We start from the raw sequence: 18,995 nt of genomic DNA on the forward strand, positions 1-18,995 counted from the left end.
CTGTGGATAGTTTGCCCAAGTTATCCTCAGTGGCGAATTTTATTTTTAATCGTGGTCAGTTCGATTTCGAGATTTTCATCCTCTGCTAACCTATTTTTTATTTTATTATGCGCGTGCATCACTGTTGTATGATCGCGATTGCCAAATTCTTTTCCAATCTTTGGGAGAGAATTATCGGTCATTTCACGTGCAAGGTACATGGCGACCTGTCTAGCATGGACAATATTTTGAACACGCTTTGCCCCCTTTATTTCCTTGAGGCTCACTCCGTAAAATTCTCCGACTTCATGCTGGATAGTTTCAATCGCAATCACTGTATTGACAGGATTGGTCTGTTTTCTAGCCCGAATAGCTTCTGCAGCAACATCGACAGTGATGGTGGTTACCTGTTTAACACTAGCTAATAAGTGAATATCTTTTAAGGCTCCTTCTAGGTCACGGACATTGGAATCAAATTGACCAGCCAGATAAGAGAGGGTGTCGTCTGTAAAGTCATAAGGGTATTCTTCACATTTATTACGCAAAATGGCGATACGTGTTTCCAAATCTGGTGGTGTAATATCCGTAGTTAGTCCCCATTTAAAACGTGTAACAATTCTCTCTTCCAGATTATCTAAATAGTCAGGATTACGATCACTGGTTAAGACAATCTGCTTGTTTTTATCATGAAGTGCATTAAAAGTATGGAAAAATTCTTCCTGAGTGGAGGCCTTATTTCGCAAAAATTGAATATCATCAATGAGCAGAAAATCTAAATTTCGATAGATTTCCTTAAATTGTTCCATCTTATTTAGGCGAAGATGCTCTAGAAAATCATTGATAAAGGTTTCTGTTGAAACATACTTAATCCGGGCATTTGGATTGTTTTCTAGCGCCTTATTGCCAATTGCATTTAGGAGGTGAGTTTTCCCCAAACCAGGTCCTCCGTAAATAAATAAAGGGTTATAGAAAATTCCCGGATTATCCGCAACTCCCAAAGCTCCAGCCTTAGCCATTTGATTATTGATTCCCTGTACAAAACTTGCAAAGGTATACTGGGGTTTGATATCTGGGTGAGGTGATTCTTGCTCTTCTTTCTGACGGACAACCTGTTGTTGGGGCATTGATTCCCTAATGATATTTTCTTCAAGAGGGTCAGTGGTAAATTGATAATCGATGGAAATCTGGCTATCGAAGATTTCAAACCCTGCAGTGATGATAATATCTTTTAGATTTTGATCCCAAAACAGCTGTTTATAAGGACTGTCTAAAAATATCTGCGCTCGGTTTGAGGAGATATCTAGTAACTGAGCATTTTCAACGTAAAAATCATAGGCTCCTTGGTTGAGTTTAGTGTTAGCTAACTGAAGAACTCGGCTCCAAAATAGTTGCTTTTTCTCCACTATTTCTCCTCTCTATTCGTTCATTTGTCCTAATAGTGTATCATAAAAGGGAAAAGTTTTCCACAAGTTACTCGTTTTTTCCACATTGTTTATAATAGTTTTCCACAAGTTGTGTATAATCTAGAGAAACTCTTATTTTCTAATGAATGAGGGAGGCAGTGATTGTGCATAATCCTGTTTATAGAATAATAGTTTCCACACTAGCTTATCAGGGTGTGGACAATTCGTTCAAATTCTTCTGCATTTTTAAATGAAATACTCAGAGTGCCGCTACCGTTTTTTTTCTGTTGAATTTGGACGGCTGTCCCTAGTAGTTGCCGGATAGTTTCTTCTGTCTCTTTGATAAAGATATCCTTGCTTGGTTGGACATTTTTCGCCTTCTTAGTTGACAAGGCTGCCTCTAAGGCGCGGACGCTCATTTCTTTTTCCAAAATGGTATGGAGCCATTGTTCTTGCTCTTTTTCTTTAAAGGAAATCAATAGTCTAGCATGCCCTTGCGATAGTTTCCCTTCTTTTACTGCCTGAATTAAGGTGTCTGATAGCTGTAATAAGCGCAGAATATTGGTGATATAAGGTCGTGATTTCCCCATGATTTGTGCAATTTCATCGTGTGTTAAGCCTTTTTCAATCAAGCGTTGATAGGAGGTTGCTTCTTCAATCGGATTGAGATCAGAGCGCTGCAGATTTTCAATAATGGCTTGAGAAAGCAATTCATCATCAGATAGGTCTTTGACGACTACAGGAACCTGTGTCAGTCCTGCTAATTGGCTAGCTCGTAGTCTTCTTTCTCCTGCTAGCAATTCGTAACCGATTACGGCTGATCTTCGGACAATCAATGGTTGAATAAGCCCGTTTTCTCTAATCGATTGGGCTAGTTCTTCTAATTTTTCTTGGTCAAAATGAATCCGTGGCTGATAAGGATTGGGGCTAATATCTGTAATTGAAATATAATGTAGTTCTTCCATATGTCCATCTTAGCAAAAAAAGACTCACTTTACAATGAAGTAAAGTGAGTGATGCCTAGTTTTCAAGCTCTTCGGTTGAATTGGTTAACTTGATGTCAACTGTTTTTTCTTTTCCATTGCGAGAATAGGTAATGGAGATTGTATCACCGATGGTATGTTTATAGAGAGCGCTTTGTAAATCACTGATTGTTTCGACTGCTTCCCCATCAATTTTAGTGATGACATCATATTGCTCTAAATGACCGTCTGCTGGCAGACCCTTTTGAGTAGAAAGGACGACAATCCCTGCCTTCATGTTATCATCAACAATCCCTGCTTTTTGTCGTTGAGTAGTTGAAAGATTACTTAAATTTGCCATCTTAATCCCTAGAGCTGGACGGATGACCTTGCCATTTTTCTCTAGCTGGTTGATGATGCTGACTGCATCATTTGCAGGAATTGCAAATCCCATCCCCTCTACGGCAACTCCAGTTGATGAATTGGAGCTAGAAGCAATCTTACTAGAGGTAATTCCGATGACCTGTCCTTGAATATTAATCAGTGGACCACCTGAATTTCCAGGGTTAATCGCTGTATCCGTTTGAATAGCATTGGTAGAAATCGTCTGTCCATCTTCTGCCTTTGAAGTGACTGTACGGCTGAGACTGGAGACAATTCCTTGGGTCACGGTGTTGGCGTAGATACTACCGAGTGGGCTACCGATAGCAATCGCTGTCTCTCCTACCTTAATCTTGTCAGAATCTGCAAATTCAGCAACGTTTTTAACCTTATCAGCCGCAATTTTAATCACAGCAATATCTGCATAGGTATCTGACCCAATTAACTCCCCTTCCACTTTTTCCCCGGAAGCTAGCTGAATATCAATTTTTTCAGCCCCTGCAATGACGTGGGTATTAGTGACAAGATAGGCAAATTGGTCTGTTTTTTTGTAAATAACTCCAGAACCTTCTCCGGCTACGGCTAAATCATCTGAGTTACCGTTCTCTTCTAAAATAGAACGATAGCCATTGTCACGCGGTTTTTGATAATTGATCACAGATACTACTGCATTTTGTACTTTTTCAACAGCTGATGTGGTTGAGTTTTCATTATTGTACTGTACCTTACTAACAGAAGTCTGTTCGTTTTCTTTTTTAGTTTCTACCACTTGTGCCGTCTGTTTATTTGTTTGGAGTAAGGGCGAAACCAGCGTTCCAGCCAGTCCTCCGACAAATCCAATCACTAATATGAGTGCCACTTTGAAGAATTTTTTCATAGAGAGAATCCTTTCGAATTTTGAGTTCATCATAACCTTATTTTCTTAATTATAACTTAAAATCAGGAAAAAGCAATCCACAGGTTGTGGATAACTTAATTAACTTAATGACACTATTTAAGAGCTTATGTTGATCGTTACAATATTATTCAAAATGAGAGTGCTGTCGGGAAGAATGCGCCACTCTACTCAGTGAAACTCAAGAGTAGATGAATGAGTACAGGCTAGAACTTCTAGTGAGGACAGGCTTTAGTAGAATTTCTCAACTGCATCTGGGATGAATATGGTACAATGATATCATGAAAATAAAAATCATCACAGTTGGAAAATTAAAAGAAAGCTACTTAAAAGATGGGATGGCTGAGTATGTCAAACGTTTACATCGATTTGCCAAAATTGATAGGATTGAATTAGCAGATGAAAAGACACCAGATAAGGCTAGTCCTGCTGAAAATGAGGCTATTTTGAAAAAAGAGGCAGAGCGGATTCTGACAAAAATCAACGACCGAGACTATGTCATTGCCTTGGCTATTGAAGGCCGACAATTTGCATCAGAAGAATTTAGTCAGTTAGTGGCCAATACCCTAGTCAAGGGCTACTCTACTATTACCTTTGTTATCGGTGGTAGTCTAGGCTTACATGGAGTAGTCAAGAAACGAGCCAATCTGCTAATGAGTTTCGGCCTTCTTACCCTCCCCCATCAACTGATGCGCCTAGTCTTGGTTGAGCAGATCTATCGATCGTTTATGATTCAGCAGGGAAGCCCTTATCATAAGTAGTTTCACGTGAAACCTAGGAGTTATATGTCAATAAACAAGGAATATCAAGTATTTGAAGGCTTACGGATTGCAACAGTTTTAACCTTTATCAGTGGTTACTTGAACGCTTTTACCTATGTGACTCAGGACGGTCGATTTGCAGGTATTCAATCAGGAAATATCATCATGCTATCTTACTACCTAGCAAAAGGGGACATGTTACAAGTGGCTCGTTTTCTAAACCCTATTCTTTTCTTTGTGCTAGGGCAATTTGTTGTCTATCTTATTCAGAAACGCTTTAAAAAGGATAAGTGGCTGTGGCATTTCAGCAGTAGCTTGTTGATGACTGGCTTCATCATTATAGCAGTTGTGTTTTCCCCTTTTGTAGGACCTTTTTTTACCATGGCTACCTTAGCTTTTGTAGCTTCTATTCAAATTGGAACCTTTCAGAAATTACGAGGGGCTCCTTATGCTAATGTGATGATGACAGGAAATGTAAAAAATGCAGCCTATCTATGGTTTAAAGGCTGGAGGGAGCATGATGAGGTCCTTTGCAGAAGGGGACAGGAAACAATTTTTATTTTGGGGAGTTTTAGCCTTGGAGTCATCATTTCAACGCTCCTTTCCTCATGGTTTTATGAATATGCACTTGCGTATGTCCTACTTCCAATCCTATATGTCAACTATGAATTATGGCGAGAAAAAAGCCTAGCATAGAAGCCAGGCTTTACATGATTCCAGCAGGATTCGAACCTGCGACCGTTCGCTTAGAAGGCGAATGCTCTATCCAGCTGAGCTATGGAACCGCTCAATAACTACTTCATTTTAACGTAAACAAGATGGAATGTCAAGATATAGAAAAAAGCGAAAAAATAACTTGACAAAGGAATGAGGTCTATATTATACTAGATAGTGTTTGAATGGTCCGTTGGTCAAGGGGTTAAGACACCGCCTTTTCACGGCGGTAACACGGGTTCGAATCCCGTACGGACTATCTTATCCGCCATAGCTCAGTTGGTAGTAGCGCATGACTGTTAATCATGATGTCGTAGGTTCGAGTCCTACTGGCGGAGTAAGAAAACGATTCCCTATGTGTATGCGTAGGGATTTTTTGTTGAAAAAACTGATTGCATATACAATCAGTTTAGAATAAATAGGACTTGAAAAGACAGATCTAAGATGCCATCAATCTTCTTAGATGTTTATTTTCTGATATGCTAGAAAGGAAAAAAGATGAAAAAATATTTACTAATCTCTTTATTGGAAATAATCATTATGGATATTTTTATATTTATCTATATTTACTTACAAAATGGCAATATCCCAGGTGGTTTTTTAACACTGATTCTGTTTCATACAGTAGTTGCTATCCATCTCCTTAATCGTTTCAGCAATTATCACAAATAACGAGATAATAAGTATATGGGTGTCAAGGTTAGAAAACAGCTTGAGTAGAGACTATAAAAGGGGAATCACACAGTTGTTCCAAGTGTGCCTTCCCCTAAATTAAAAAATATAAGATTAAGTAATCTCTTAGAATGCTGTTTCCAAGAGTTTTTTTGTTGAAAAATATCTACAAGGTGAAGAGTCTTATCCCAAACAGATTTTCCCTCAATCTAAAAATTCGCATCTTTGCAAGGTATGAGAAGCATATAGTATGCTCAATAAAAATCAACAGTAGACTAGCTTTCACAAGTGAGGGTTATAAAAATGGTGAGAGAGTTTAGTCAAAGGGAGTTGAAATAGAGGAGCTATCGCAATCTTCTGTTTTTACGGGTATGATTTGTGGCTATTCGTTTCTTAATTCGGATTCTATTGTAGAGGATAAATAGTAAGATTCCTGTGATAAAACAGCCAAGGCCAATGACAAATCCTTTGGGAATAAATGAGAGGGTAATCGTTCCTGAGCCTTTTGTGACATCTATTTTCATAAAGCCCTTTTGGGCTTTTTGTATCGCGAGATTTCTTCCATTTTGGCTAGCAGACCAGCCCTTGTCATAGGGGAGGGTTAGCAGCAGTGAGGCATCCGTGTCAGACGTATACTCAATAAAAATGTTATGACCCCTTGTTTTTACTTGGACTTTTTGACTCTTTATTTTGTTCATAGCTGCTTGGTATGCGGTGGTGTCGAGCCGATAAAATTGAGGGTTATCAAATGAAACTTGGGCATTATGAGGAAAACTCATTGTCAAGGTTACAATCTGTTCAGTTTCAAAATACCCTGCATCAAATAGTGAGAAAGTGTTATCAAGTGTAAAGTTTTGGGTGACATTATTGATAGTGAACTGTACATTCTTGCTGCTGTCACTTGTAAAGCTGATGTTTGGAATATTGACATATAGTTGTGTATGAGCAGGAACCAGCACTGAATATTGAATACGAGGTGTGTCATCTGTTCCTGTTTTAGAAACGATGACACGATTATTTAGCTCAGCCCCACCCTCAAAATTAGAAGGTTCTAATCTGTAGTAATATTGAAAATCAAGTCCGGCCAACTGATTTAGGAAATGACTTTGATTATCTAAGGTTAGATGAGAAAAGTTTACATCTTTGTAAACAGAATTGGTCAGGATTGCCAAGGGAAGAGAGTAGGAATTTTCGTAGAGGGAATACTGACCGCTTGAATGGATTGGAGAGAATCCGAATTTAGCCAGAGTACCTGCTACTAAATTATATTGAATAGCAAAGAGACTGTCTGCAATAATGGTATTGTTTTGGTAGCGTAAGTTAAGATTTGTACCATCAGAACGGAAACCTAGCTTATCCAGTGTTGAACTGGAAGCACGGTTACGGATGGAGGAAAATTGAGAGATGCCATTGTAATTATATTTCATGCTATCATTTCCGGTTTGAGGAAACAAGCGTTCTGTACGGTAAAATTCCGAATTTGTAGCCTTTGTATATGTTACGAGGTTGTCAATATCTGTCAAGTTTTGTTCGTAACTATCACGGCTTGGAAAGTGCCACTCGGTAGACAAGCCATCAACCTGATAATTGGTATTCAAACCAAGCTCGAACAGCACAAATAATAGGCAGAAACCAGAAAATATTTTCAGAGTGATGCGTTTCGTACTGATGGCAAATAGTAGAATTCCGTAAGCAATTAAAAATTCAAGGGACAATAGAAAGTGGATGGATGTCAGAAACTTGTACCGCTCCCTAAAGAAGAATGTCACTCCAAATCCTGCCATGAGTAAGAGCAGAGGGATGAGATATTCACGGAAGTGAGTACTTGACAATCGTGTCAACACTTCTGCTGCCATGTAAATGATAACCAGTGAAAAAATCCAGGCATAGCGATGTAAAAACATGTTTGGGGCATGCATTCCCTGCCAAAGTAAATCAAGTGGCTGGAGATAAAAACTGGTAATAATAAGGACGAGTAGCAGACCATAACTGACTTTAACCTGCCATTTAATCGATTTTATAGTGAAGAAAACAAGTGCGAGTATGAGAGGAAAAATCCCCACATAAATCATAGGGATAGCACCAAACTTCGTCGTATCGTAGCTTCCAATTACATTTTTTGCAAATAGATCTAAATACCAAGAATTTTCTGTTTGTAGATTGACAATTTTTGTCAATGTTTCACCATGTGTCTTTAAGTCTAAGTAGCTAGGAACTAGCATAATCATGCTAGTTAGAGCTGCTAATAGTGACACAATTACAAAGTCTATTACAGAGCCTATTCTTTTTTTAAACTCCCAAGATAGTTGAACGGGGAACCAAACAGCTAAAAATAGAGCCATCATATATCCAAAATAATAATTTTGGATAAACAAAACGGTAAGACTGACAAAGTATAATAGACTTCCCTTTTTTTCAATGATACGGTGCAGTCCGAGTAGGATAAGTGGAACTAGGATAAAGGTATCTAACCAAATGTTAATTTCTAGTTGACTGGTTGAAAAACTCATCAGAGAGAAACAAGTGGATAAGACAAGCACTAACACAGGCTGTAATTTTTTATAGATAGTAGATAGACTAAGATAAGTTGACAGACCTGTCAATCCAAATTTCAGAAGTGTAAAGAGATAGAGGGCATCTGGCATGCTCTTTAAATCGAAAAAGTATACGAAAGGAGATAGGATAGAACCCAAATAATAAGAAGATAGGGCATAAAAATTCAGTCCCAATCCACTAGTAAAGGTATAAAATAAAGAGCCATCACCATGTAAGATATTTCGTAATACTTGATTAAAAATAACATACTGATGGAAAGCATCGCTTGCTAAAATAGTTGTCTGACTTCCCCACCAGATTCCTTTCATAGCCAGTATAAGAGCGATGATGAGGATAGGCACTATGAAAGAGGCAGCTACATGTAAAGAGGATGAGTATTTTTTTAACATAATGATCATTCTATTTGCAAGAAAAGGCGATTTGATTCGCCTTTTCTCTAATCTTTCCAAAGTTCTTTTACTTTTGCTTGAACTTCTTGGTTTTCCAAGAATTCATCGTAGGTCTCATCGATACGGTCAATCACTCCGTTTTTAGAAATGACAATAATATGATTCGCTAGGGTTTGAATAAATTCGTGGTCGTGACTAGCAAAGATAATGGATTCTTTGAAGGTCTTTAATCCATCGTTCAAGCTGGATATAGATTCCAAATCCAAGTGATTGGTCGGATCATCAAGGACGAGGACATTTGATTTGAGTAGCATGAGTTTTGAGAGCATGACACGGACCTTCTCTCCCCCTGAAAGGACATTGACAGGCTTGTTAACCTCATCACCAGAAAAGAGCATGCGTCCCAAGAAGCCACGTAAGAAAGTGTTGTCATCTTCTTCCTTACTTGCAAACTGACGGAGCCAGTCGAGAATCGATTCGTCACTTGCAAAATCACGACTGGTATCTTTTGGTAGGTAGGACTGGCTAGTAGTTACCCCCCATTTGATGGTTCCTTCGTAGTCAATATCTCCCATGAGGGCACGGATAAGTGCCGTTGTTTGAATATCATTTTGACCAATCAAGGCAGTCTTGTCACCCGGACGAAGGATAAAATTGATATTGTCTAATATCACCTCACCGTCAATGGTAACCTTTAAGTTTTCAACTGTTACTAGATCATTCCCAATTTCTCGCTCAGCCTTAAAGTGGATGAACGGATATTTACGGCTGGATGGGATAATTTCTTCTAGTTCAATCTTATCGAGCATTTTCTTACGTGAAGTAGCCTGCTTAGATTTAGAAGCGTTGGCAGAAAAACGGGCAACAAATTCTTGTAATTCTTTTATTTTTTCTTCTGCCTTGGCATTGCGGTCAGCCTGTAGCTTGGCAGCCAACTCGCTAGATTGTTTCCAAAAGTCATAGTTTCCGACGAAAATCTTGATTTTACCAAAGTCTAGGTCTGCCATATGGGTACATACCTTATTCAAGAAATGGCGGTCATGGGATACGACAATGACTGTATTTTCAAAATCAATCAAAAATTCTTCAAGCCAGTTAATTGATTGAATATCCAGACCATTGGTCGGCTCGTCTAAGAGCAAGACATCTGGTTTACCAAAAAGGGCCTTAGCTAAGAGAACCTTCACCTTTTCACCGTTGGTTAACTCACTCATATTTTGGTAATGAAGGTCTTCAGCAATATTCAAATGTTGCAAGAGCTGAGAAGCCTCACTCTCTGCTTCCCATCCTCCCAACTCTGCAAATTCACCCTCTAGTTCAGCTGCACGAACTCCATCTTCATCTGAAAAGTCTTCCTTCATATAAATAGCATCTTTTTCTTTCATGATGCTGTAAAGTTGTGAATTTCCCATAATGACGACATCAATGACTCGTTCATCCTCGTAATCAAAGTGATTTTGGCGTAGGACAGAGAGACGTTCGTCTGGTCCGAGGGAGATATGACCAGTTGTCGGTTCAATATCACCCGCTAAAATTTTAAGGAAAGTTGACTTTCCGGCACCATTAGCCCCGATTAGGCCGTAGGTGTTTCCTGCTGTAAACTTAATGTTGACATCGTCAAATAATTTTCGATCGCTAAAACGAAGCGATACATCTGATACTGTAAGCAATACAATTCTCCTAATTTCTATGGTTAGTCTTATTCTACTCTAAATAAACTGATTTTTCAATTGAAATTATATTGGAATGAGAATATCTTTCTCTAAATTTTGATGAGTCTTTTGTAAACTAAAGCCTCGTCCCTTGACCTGGTTAGCAGGCATAACAACAATAAAGGCTGTTTCATCAATAGCTAGAATGTGGGTTTCTAATCGTTGGTATTCAAATCGTGAAACAGTGGTCATCAACATACGATTCTTTTGACCTGTAAACCCACCGACTACTGGAAGCTCTGTTACCCCGCGGTCTGCCACCTTGGTAATGTATTCCTTGATTTTTGTATGCTCTTTAGAAATAATCATGATATTCCTTGAAGAGTCAGCACCTGCCATGACAAGGTTGACAAGGTATGTAATGGAGAGTAAAGCAATGATTGAGTACATCACTGTATCTGTATCAAAAGCGACAAATCCAAGGGCTACGATTATCCCATCCACAATGCCCATACTGGTTCCAAGCGGAATGGGGGTGTATTTTTCAAATAGTTGGATGATAATTCCGGTACCGCCTGTTGACGAATGTCCGATGAAAACCAAACCTAGACCAAATCCTAGAACGGCACCTCCAAAAATTGCAGCCAGCAGTGTATTGTGTGTCAAGGTTGGTAAACCTGCTGTCAACTTGATGAAAATTGGATAAATCCAGGCACCGTAGACAGTTTTAATAAAGACCTCTTTTCCCAAGCAGAAGAAGCAGAGGAACAAAAGTGGAATGTTGGCATAGAGGATAAAGTTAGCAGTATTCCAACCAAACAAGGCATTCATACTGATAGCGAGACCCCCAACTCCTCCAGAAGCAATGTGATTTTCAACAAACATACTGTTAAAGGCAACAGCAGCGATGAGAGATCCAACTGTTACAAGCGCAAAATCTTTTAATTTTTGTTTCATATAGGTATCCTATCTGTCAAATGTCTAGTTTCTATTATCTATCATTCTCCTTCTGCCGTCAAGTTATTGAAGTGCTTGACTTTCTATTTTTTAGAGTATATAATTAGGAGGAATTACAGTCTTTTAGTTTGCTTTTAGTACTAGGCAACGAGCTGCAGGCTGTACTGGAGTACGGCAAAGCGAGTTAACGAAGTAATAAAAGATAAACTAAACGACTATAAAAGAGTGGTGAATAAGCTGATAGACTAGGAAGTTGAACTCTTACAGATTCGGTTTACAGGCCTTATATGCAAATGAGCTGAGATGAGTTATAGGGGAGATGGCACCGTATATGTGATGCCCTCGTGTGGCTTTTTGCTATGCGTGGGCTTTATTTATGGAAAAAGGAGAACACTATGACAAGACCAATTATTTTAACAGGTGATCGTCCAACTGGAAAATTGCACATTGGACACTATGTGGGGAGTTTACAAAATCGCGTTCGTTTGCAAAATGAAGATACCTATAACTTGTTTGTCTTTTTAGCCGATCAGCAGGCTTTGACAGACCATGCGAAAGAGCCACAAAAGATTGTGGAGTCAGTTGGTCAGGTAGCTTTAGATTACCTAGCTGCAGGGTTGGACCCTGAAAAATCTACCATTTTTATTCAGAGTCAAATTCCAGAATTGGCTGAGTTATCGATGTATTATATGAATTTGGTCTCATTAGGACGTTTGGAGCGTAATCCGACTGTTAAGACTGAGATTGCACAAAAAGGTTTTGGAGAGAGTATCCCGACTGGATTTTTGGTCTATCCTATTGCCCAAGCAGCTGATATTACAGCTTTTAAGGCAAACTATGTGCCGGTCGGTGTCGATCAAAAACCGATGATTGAGCAGACACGTGAGATTGTCCGCAGCTTTAATCATACTTATCAGACAGATATATTGGTAGAACCAGAAGGGATTTACCCTACGCATGAGGGGGCGGGAAGACTCCCTGGATTAGATGGTAACGCCAAGATGTCTAAATCACTCAATAATGGGATTTATCTGGCAGATAGCATGGACATAGTCAAAAAGAAGGTTATGAGCATGTACACAGACCCTAATCATATCAAGATTGAAGATCCAGGTAAAATTGAGGGAAATATGGTCTTTCATTATCTAGATGTCTTTGGTCATGAGAAAGACAGGGCTGAAATTGAAGCGATGAAGGAGCATTATCAACGTGGTGGTCTAGGAGATGTCAAGACGAAACGCTATTTGTTAGACATTTTAGAACGAGAGTTAGGACCGATTCAAAAGCGTCGTTTGGAATTTGCAAAGGATATGGGTGAAGTTTATAATATGCTACAAAAGGGTAGTGAGAAGGCTCGTCAAGTCGCAGCTCAAACGCTATCAGAAGTCAAGGCAGCCATGGGATTGAATTATTTTGAGTAAATCAGGTATTCTAAAGGGTAGAAAAGAAAAATTCTGCTCTTTTTTCTGAACAAAACAGTTGCATATCATGAAAAAGTTCGCTATTTAGGGAAGTTTATCCTTTAATATCTGATTTAGAAGAAAAAATAGAATTTAAAACGAATAATATTTGACAAATGATGTCAAAATGGTATGATATTTAAAATACAAATCAGCTAGTTTGGCTAGAAAAATAAAAAGAAAAGAGGAATCTGTGGATGTCTAATTGGGACACAAAATTTTTAAAAAAAGGATTTACCTTTGATGATGTATTGCTTATTCCGGCGGAAAGTCACGTTTTGCCAAATGATGCCAATCTTCAAACAAAACTGGCTAAGAATTTAACTCTCAATATCCCAATCATTACGGCGGCCATGGATACAGTAACAGAAAGTAAAATGGCGATTGCAATTGCGCGTGCAGGTGGACTGGGTGTCATTCACAAGAACATGTCAATCGAACAGCAAGCAGATGAAGTGCGCAAGGTAAAACGCTCTGAAAATGGTGTTATTATTGATCCATTTTTCCTCACCCCCGATCATACCATTAAAGAAGCAGAAGAACTGATGGGACGCTACCGCATCAGTGGTGTACCGATTGTTGAAACCATGGAGAATCGCAAATTAGTCGGTATTATTACAAACCGTGACATGCGTTTTATTTCAGATTATCATCAACCAATCTCATCGAATATGACCAGTGAGAATCTAGTGACAGCTCCTGTTGGAACGGATTTAGAGACAGCTGAAAGCATCTTACAAGAACATAGGATTGAAAAACTTCCACTCGTAGATGAAAATGGTCGCTTGTCTGGCTTGATTACGATTAAAGATATAGAAAAAGTCATCGAATTTCCAAATGCTGCTAAGGACGAGTTTGGTCGTCTCCTTGTAGCTGGTGCAGTGGGGGTAACTTCTGATACCTTTGAGCGTGCAGAAGCTCTTTTTGAAGCAGGGGCAGATGCGATTGTTATCGATACAGCTCATGGGCATTCAGCAGGTGTTCTTCGTAAGATTGCAGAAATCCGTGCACATTTCCCAGATCGTACCTTAATTGCAGGAAATATTGCAACAGCAGAAGGGGCACGCGCGCTCTATGATGCAGGAGTTGACGTAGTCAAAGTTGGGATTGGACCAGGTTCTATTTGTACCACCCGTGTCATTGCAGGCGTTGGGGTACCGCAAGTAACAGCTATTTACGATGCGGCACAGGTTGCGCGTGAGTATGGTAAAACGATTATAGCAGACGGTGGAATCAAGTATTCTGGTGATATCGTGAAGGCTCTTGCAGCAGGTGGACATGCGGTCATGCTCGGCTCTATGTTTGCAGGAACAGATGAAGCACCAGGAGAAACAGAGATTTTCCAAGGACGGAAGTTCAAAACTTACCGAGGTATGGGATCTATTGCAGCGATGAAAAAAGGCTCAAGTGATCGCTACTTCCAGGGTTCTGTCAATGAAGCTAATAAACTGGTACCAGAAGGAATTGAAGGTCGTGTGGCGTATAAGGGTGCAGCAGCCGATATTGTTTTCCAAATGCTTGGAGGTATCCGTTCAGGTATGGGCTATGTTGGTGCAGCTACGATTCAAGAGTTGCACGATAATGCGCAATTCATCGAAATGAGTGGTGCGGGTCTGAAGGAAAGTCACCCACATGATGTTCAGATTACCAATGAAGCACCAAACTATTCTGTTCAATAAGCAGTGACAAAAAAGTTTGATCAAAACTACTGTGAGGCTATGTTCTCACCCATAGAATAATGAAAGTTATACTCAATAAAAATCAACAGTAGACTAGCTTTCACAATTAAGATGTGAGGACGTTAAGAAAATGTAAAGAAAATAGGGAATTGGGGCAGGTGACTCCAACAACCGCTAACCTCGCTGTCTAATTTTTAGGCTCGGGCTTCCGTGGTCACTTTCATATTTATAGGTGACCAGTTTCAACAGTTCCCCGAACTGTTGAAATCCCCTGACTATTTCTATGATTCTCAGCTGTAATCGGCTAAAGCCGAAACAGCTGCCTATCTTTTTTCTCACATTTTTAGTCCGAACTCAATTCCACAAGATACAAAGGGGCGTATAAAAGCGACTGAAAAATAGGAGATTGATGACGTATCCTTTTGATTTTTAAAGAGTATTAGTAGCAATCCCTCATTAGATGTATACTCCTAGTGAGGGATTTGTAGTTGATGACCTTCAGCAGGGTGAGTATAAGGACATCAGAGTTTGATTTTTGACGGGTATAACGTGTTTTGACTGTTTGTACTAGGAGTTGGTTTCTAGTTAGATAGTGATTGTATCAAGTAAAGTATGTTTACAATATTGTAAACATACTTGTAAAGGAGAATAAATGCAGGGAATTGTATACGCACTCGTCCCCATGATAGCTTGGGGGAGTATTGGTTTTGTCAGCAATAAAATTGGTGGTAGGCCCAACCAACAAACGTTTGGAATGACACTGGGAGCACTCCTGTTTGCGCTGATTATTTGGATGATTGTTAGACCAGAGATGTCACTCATTTTATGGGTCGTTGGCATCATTGGTGGCATGCTTTGGTCTATGGGGCAATATGGTCAGTTCCGGTCCATGCAATACATGGGAGTATCAGTTGCCAATCCCTTATCAAGCGGTGCTCAATTAGTGTTTGGGAGTTTGATTGGCGCAATCATCTTTGGAGAATGGGCAAAACCAGCTCAATTTTTACTCGGGATTTTAGCCTTGGTTCTCCTTGTAGTAGGATTTTACTTTACCAGTAAGCAGGATGCTGAGAAGGTTCATACAAATAAGAACCATGAGTTTGGAAAAGGTTTTCGCGCCCTTGCTTACTCGACCGCAGGTTACCTATCCTATGCGATTTTATTCAATAATATCATGCATTTTGATGCATTAGCGGTCATTCTTCCGATGGCTGTCGGTATGGTCTTAGGGGCGATTATTTTCATGAAGTTCCAAATTCAGTTTGAAGCCGTAGTCATCAGAAATGCTTTAGTCGGTCTTATGTGGGGAATTGGAAATATCTTCATGCTCTTGGCAGCTGCTAAGGCAGGGCTTGCCATTGCCTTTAGTTTCTCACAACTTGGTGTCATCATCTCTATCATTGGGGGAATTCTCTTTTTAGGTGAAACAAAGACCTATAAGGAGATACGCTGGTTAACCATTGGGATTGCCTGTTTTGTGATTGGAGCTGTCTTATTAGGTGTTGTAAAATCTTACTAATATGCAACCGGCATCAGAAATAGCACGTTTGTACCGATTATTACAATTTTTCCTGTAAGATCTCCTCAATCGTGTAGTAGTGGGTAGTTTTTTCTTAAAATAGAGTCAACATCCAATAGCCTCTTTCTAAATCATTAGCGGATAGCTATTTTGGGGCTTCACTAAATGTTTATAATAAAACAATAAAAAGCTGGTCAAGCCAGCTTTTTATTGTTCTTCAATTTGCCCTTGTCTGACAGTAAAGATTTTGACTTTTTCTGGTAGTTTTGATAAGTGTTCAAGACTGGTTGTTGTAATAAAGGTTTGAATAGTGTGTGAAATGGTTTCTAGCAACTTCACTTGGCGCCTGTTGTCCAGTTCGCTCATGACATCATCAAGCAGCAAGATAGGATACTCTCGTGTTACCTCTTTCATCAGTTCAATTTCGGCCAATTTGAGTGACAATACCAAACTACGATGTTGTCCCTGACTTCCATAGTGGGCATTGATTCCATTTAGGAAAAAGGCAATATCATCGCGATGGGGGCCGACACCTGTGTTTTTTTTGAAGGTATCACGTTTACGATAACTTGACAACTCTGTCAAAAATTCGTCAACAATAGTGTCTTTATCTGTAAACTTAATAGAAGATTGGTATTGGATAGTCAATTCTTCACCTTGTTCCGAAAGTTCTACAACCTTTCTATTTCCAAAGAATTCTAGCTTTTTGAGAAAATCTATACGCTGTAAAATGACCTTGCTACCATATTCAGCCAGTTGCTGATCTAGGACAGAAAGGAAGGTCTCATCGATGCTAGTGGTTGACTTTAGATAGGTATTTCGTTGCTTGAGTACATGGTTGTAGTTGGATAAGTCAGATAAATAGATCGGCTTAATCTGTCCCAACTCAACATCGATGAATTTTCTTCTGAGAGTGGGTGCACCCTTGATTAACTGCAGGTCTTCTGGAGCGAAAAGAACGACATTGAGGTGACCAATATAATCTGATAGTTTCGATTGCTTGAGATGATTGACCTTGGTAATCCTTCCTTTACCTGTCAATTCAATGTCAAGTGGAAGGTTACCGATTTGACGGTGGAGTAAACCACTAATGGAAAGATTGTTTTGCTGAAACTGTATCAAGTCCTTGTCAACACGTGTCCGATGACTACGTGTCAAAGCTAAGAAATAGATACTTTCAAGAATGTTGGTCTTTCCTTGTGCATTTTGTCCTAGGAAAACATTTAGTCCATTATGAAAGGTGATGTCTATTTCTTGGTAGTTACGGAAGTGCTGTAAGCGTAATGATTCTAACCACATCTTTAGGTACCCGGAAAGCGAATAGCAGCCGCTCTTTGTCTATTCTTATTAGGATTAGTAGAAGGAGTGGCTTTTGACCTGCCTTTTTTATGTTGAGCATTTAGTTGTTTGACGATTTGAGCGACTCGTTCCTTTTCGAGCCTGTCCTTCTCGTATTCTTTTTTTTCAGCTTCTGTTGGTGCTATTACGGTAATAGCTAAACTGTGGCTAGGTATGCGGATGACATCTCCAATACGGATTTTTTTACGTCTACGCTCTTCTTTTTCACCATTAAAAAAGACGGGAAATTCCTGTAAAAATCCTTTAATGGCCCCTCCGCTTTGAATCAGTCCGACTTCTTTTAGCAGTGATTGTAACAGTATGTATTCGTCATATAATTTGTAGTGCATAAATTACCTCATTTCAGTTAATTATACCATAAAATGGTATAATTGAAGCTAGAATATTTGAGAGGGGTTATCCATGAAATTACAAGAAGGTGTTCAGCTTCATTTTATTCCTGCAGAAAAATTTACGACCAATCAGATAGTGGTTCGTTTTGCTGCGCCGATGGATGTAAAAACAGTCGCTGGACGGGTACTCATTTCTAATATTCTGGATACGGCAAATCAAGTATATCCCACTTCTCATTTATTCCACCAGCGCTTAGCGGATTTGTATGGCGCCCGATTTTCAACCAGTGTATCAAGTAGAGGCCGTGTCCATTGTATCGATATCAAGATTTCTTATATTAAGTCGAGCTATTTGCCGAATGAGTCGGATGTGACGCTTGCCTTACTCGATATTCTCTACGCCAGCCTCTTTCAGCCTTTGGCAAAAAAAGATGCGTTTGACCCTGATTTTTTTGAGGTTGAAAAAGCCAATTTATTGCATTATCTGGATACTGAAGTGGAGGATCATTTTTATCATGCAGATGTGGAGCTAGCAGCCTTATTTTTTGAAGAGGAACATTTGAAAATTCCGCGTATTGGAAAGCGTGAGCTAGTAGAAAAAGAAACTGCTCATACGGTTTACAAGGCTTTACAAAACATGATTCATTTGGATCGGATTGATTTCTTCATTTCGGGAGAAGTTGATCAGAATATGGTCATGAAACGTCTGAGAGAATTTCGTTTTTCTTATCGAAATCCTAAGTTGGATTTGACTTATAGCCAGCCTTTTTCACCTATTGTGAGAGAAAAGATAGAGCGTAAAGAAACCTCTCAGTCCATTCTAGAGCTGGCTTACCACCTGCCGGTTGTTTACAATGATAGGAACCATATTCCTTTGATTGTCCTGAATGGACTTTTTGGAGCATTTGCACATTCTAAATTGTTCACCACTGTTCGTGAAAAAGAAGGACTTGCTTATACGATTGGCAGTCAACTCAATATCTTTACCGGTTTTTTGAAGGTATATGCGGGGATTGATAACGTTCATCGAAAAAAAGTCATGCGTTCGATTGGGAAGCAGTTGTTGGATATCAAGAGGGGCTATTTTACAGATGAGGAACTAACCTTAACAAAAAGGATGTTGGTCCATGCTGCGACCCTCTCTCAAGATAAGCAGAGTCAACTGATTGAACAGACGTACAATAAGGTTGTTTTTGGAGAGGAGCAACTGGATGTGTCAGAATGGATAGTTGCTGTCAATAAAGTGTCAAGAAAGGATATTATTCGTGCTGCAAAGCTAGTGCGCCTACAAGCTATTTATTTTATGGAAGGAGCAATGCAGTAAA

The 18,995-nt window shown here is 39.4% G+C and carries 14 protein-coding genes and 3 tRNA genes; 8 read left to right on the forward strand and 9 right to left on the reverse strand.

What is annotated here, in order from left to right; translation table 11 throughout:
- Positions 1 to 26: 26 nt before the first annotated feature.
- The 3 genes from dnaA to BVE84_RS07095 form a co-directional block, all read right to left on the reverse strand.
- Positions 27 to 1,385, reverse strand: a complete 1,359-nt coding sequence (gene dnaA / locus BVE84_RS07085) for a chromosomal replication initiator protein DnaA (RefSeq protein WP_179098466.1) — start codon at positions 1,383 to 1,385, stop codon at positions 27 to 29.
- Positions 1,386 to 1,582: 197 nt separating this feature from the next.
- Complete coding sequence (locus BVE84_RS07090; RefSeq protein ID WP_076996364.1) at positions 1,583 to 2,347, reverse strand: ParB/RepB/Spo0J family partition protein; 765 nt, start codon at positions 2,345 to 2,347, stop codon at positions 1,583 to 1,585.
- A gap of 55 nt (positions 2,348 to 2,402) precedes the next feature.
- Positions 2,403 to 3,602 (reverse strand): S1C family serine protease, encoded by a 1,200-nt coding sequence (locus BVE84_RS07095; RefSeq protein WP_135017467.1) that lies wholly within the window; start codon positions 3,600 to 3,602, stop codon positions 2,403 to 2,405.
- Between the two features lie 299 nt (positions 3,603 to 3,901).
- On the opposite strand from BVE84_RS07095, the gene rlmH reads away from it, so the two are divergent.
- Together rlmH and BVE84_RS07105 are read left to right on the forward strand one after the other, a co-directional pair.
- Positions 3,902 to 4,381, forward strand: coding sequence for a 23S rRNA (pseudouridine(1915)-N(3))-methyltransferase RlmH (gene rlmH, locus BVE84_RS07100; protein ID WP_076996366.1), 480 nt, complete (start codon positions 3,902 to 3,904; stop codon positions 4,379 to 4,381).
- Positions 4,382 to 4,405: 24 nt separating this feature from the next.
- On the forward strand, positions 4,406 to 5,077 hold the full coding sequence (locus BVE84_RS07105; RefSeq protein WP_076996367.1) for a YoaK family protein: 672 nt from the start codon (positions 4,406 to 4,408) through the stop codon (positions 5,075 to 5,077).
- Positions 5,078 to 5,092: 15 nt separating this feature from the next.
- Here BVE84_RS07105 and BVE84_RS07110 read toward each other — a convergent pair.
- Positions 5,093 to 5,166: transfer RNA gene (locus BVE84_RS07110), tRNA-Arg, on the reverse strand.
- A 116-nt stretch (positions 5,167 to 5,282) separates the two neighbouring features.
- Between BVE84_RS07110 and BVE84_RS07115 the strand changes: the two genes are divergently transcribed.
- A tRNA-Glu gene (locus BVE84_RS07115) sits at positions 5,283 to 5,354 on the forward strand.
- A 5-nt stretch (positions 5,355 to 5,359) separates the two neighbouring features.
- A tRNA-Asn gene (locus BVE84_RS07120) sits at positions 5,360 to 5,433 on the forward strand.
- 678 nt (positions 5,434 to 6,111) lie between these two features.
- On the opposite strand, the gene BVE84_RS07125 is transcribed toward BVE84_RS07120, so the two are convergent.
- From BVE84_RS07125 to BVE84_RS07135, 3 genes are all read right to left on the reverse strand, one after another.
- The gene (locus tag BVE84_RS07125) at positions 6,112 to 8,721 is read right to left on the reverse strand and encodes a YfhO family protein (protein WP_083708276.1); all 2,610 of its coding nucleotides are present in this window, start codon (positions 8,719 to 8,721) and stop codon (positions 6,112 to 6,114) included.
- Positions 8,722 to 8,759: 38 nt separating this feature from the next.
- The gene (locus tag BVE84_RS07130) at positions 8,760 to 10,382 is read right to left on the reverse strand and encodes an ATP-binding cassette domain-containing protein (protein WP_076996369.1); all 1,623 of its coding nucleotides are present in this window, start codon (positions 10,380 to 10,382) and stop codon (positions 8,760 to 8,762) included.
- A gap of 66 nt (positions 10,383 to 10,448) precedes the next feature.
- Positions 10,449 to 11,321: a YitT family protein gene (locus tag BVE84_RS07135; protein WP_076996370.1), complete on the reverse strand. Its 873-nt coding sequence runs from the start codon at positions 11,319 to 11,321 to the stop codon at positions 10,449 to 10,451.
- A 395-nt stretch (positions 11,322 to 11,716) separates the two neighbouring features.
- On the opposite strand from BVE84_RS07135, the gene trpS reads away from it, so the two are divergent.
- The 3 genes from trpS to BVE84_RS07150 all read left to right on the forward strand — a co-directional run bounded on the left by trpS (position 11,717) and on the right by BVE84_RS07150 (position 15,979).
- A complete protein-coding gene (gene trpS / locus BVE84_RS07140) occupies positions 11,717 to 12,742 on the forward strand; it encodes a tryptophan--tRNA ligase (protein WP_076996371.1) in 1,026 nt (341 codons plus the stop codon).
- 236 nt (positions 12,743 to 12,978) lie between these two features.
- Positions 12,979 to 14,460, forward strand: a complete 1,482-nt coding sequence (gene guaB / locus BVE84_RS07145) for an IMP dehydrogenase (protein ID WP_076996372.1) — start codon at positions 12,979 to 12,981, stop codon at positions 14,458 to 14,460.
- A 652-nt stretch (positions 14,461 to 15,112) separates the two neighbouring features.
- On the forward strand, positions 15,113 to 15,979 hold the full coding sequence (locus BVE84_RS07150) for a GRP family sugar transporter (protein ID WP_076996373.1): 867 nt from the start codon (positions 15,113 to 15,115) through the stop codon (positions 15,977 to 15,979).
- Positions 15,980 to 16,186: 207 nt separating this feature from the next.
- On the opposite strand, the gene recF is transcribed toward BVE84_RS07150, so the two are convergent.
- Positions 16,187 to 17,278, reverse strand: a complete 1,092-nt coding sequence (recF, locus tag BVE84_RS07155) for a DNA replication/repair protein RecF (RefSeq protein ID WP_076996374.1) — start codon at positions 17,276 to 17,278, stop codon at positions 16,187 to 16,189.
- Positions 17,279 to 17,280: 2 nt separating this feature from the next.
- Positions 17,281 to 17,667 (reverse strand): RNA-binding S4 domain-containing protein, encoded by a 387-nt coding sequence (locus BVE84_RS07160; RefSeq protein WP_076996375.1) that lies wholly within the window; start codon positions 17,665 to 17,667, stop codon positions 17,281 to 17,283.
- A gap of 73 nt (positions 17,668 to 17,740) precedes the next feature.
- Here BVE84_RS07160 and yfmF point away from each other — a divergent pair, with 73 nt between their 5' ends.
- The gene (gene yfmF, locus BVE84_RS07165) at positions 17,741 to 18,994 is read left to right on the forward strand and encodes an EF-P 5-aminopentanol modification-associated protein YfmF (protein WP_076996376.1); all 1,254 of its coding nucleotides are present in this window, start codon (positions 17,741 to 17,743) and stop codon (positions 18,992 to 18,994) included.
- Position 18,995: the final 1 nt, after the last annotated feature.

Origin of the sequence: Streptococcus azizii, assembly GCF_001984715.1 — a bacterium.
In the GTDB taxonomy this organism is placed as follows: domain Bacteria; phylum Bacillota; class Bacilli; order Lactobacillales; family Streptococcaceae; genus Streptococcus; species Streptococcus azizii.

What these genes read in the sequence shown, in the direction of transcription:
- BVE84_RS07135 (WP_076996370.1), bottom strand. Translation starts at nt 11,321, where the DNA reads ATGAAACAAAAATTAAAAGATTTTGCGCTTGTAACAGTTGGATCTCTC.
- BVE84_RS07095 (WP_135017467.1), bottom strand. Translation starts at nt 3,602, where the DNA reads ATGAAAAAATTCTTCAAAGTGGCACTCATATTAGTGATTGGATTTGTC.
- BVE84_RS07105 (WP_076996367.1), top strand. Translation starts at nt 4,406, where the DNA reads ATGTCAATAAACAAGGAATATCAAGTATTTGAAGGCTTACGGATTGCA.
- trpS (WP_076996371.1), top strand. Translation starts at nt 11,717, where the DNA reads ATGACAAGACCAATTATTTTAACAGGTGATCGTCCAACTGGAAAATTG.
- recF (WP_076996374.1), bottom strand. Translation starts at nt 17,278, where the DNA reads ATGTGGTTAGAATCATTACGCTTACAGCACTTCCGTAACTACCAAGAA.
- yfmF (WP_076996376.1), top strand. Translation starts at nt 17,741, where the DNA reads ATGAAATTACAAGAAGGTGTTCAGCTTCATTTTATTCCTGCAGAAAAA.
- rlmH (WP_076996366.1), top strand. Translation starts at nt 3,902, where the DNA reads ATGAAAATAAAAATCATCACAGTTGGAAAATTAAAAGAAAGCTACTTA.
- BVE84_RS07090 (WP_076996364.1), bottom strand. Translation starts at nt 2,347, where the DNA reads ATGGAAGAACTACATTATATTTCAATTACAGATATTAGCCCCAATCCT.
- guaB (WP_076996372.1), top strand. Translation starts at nt 12,979, where the DNA reads ATGTCTAATTGGGACACAAAATTTTTAAAAAAAGGATTTACCTTTGAT.
- BVE84_RS07150 (WP_076996373.1), top strand. Translation starts at nt 15,113, where the DNA reads ATGCAGGGAATTGTATACGCACTCGTCCCCATGATAGCTTGGGGGAGT.
- BVE84_RS07125 (WP_083708276.1), bottom strand. Translation starts at nt 8,721, where the DNA reads ATGATCATTATGTTAAAAAAATACTCATCCTCTTTACATGTAGCTGCC.
- BVE84_RS07160 (WP_076996375.1), bottom strand. Translation starts at nt 17,667, where the DNA reads ATGCACTACAAATTATATGACGAATACATACTGTTACAATCACTGCTA.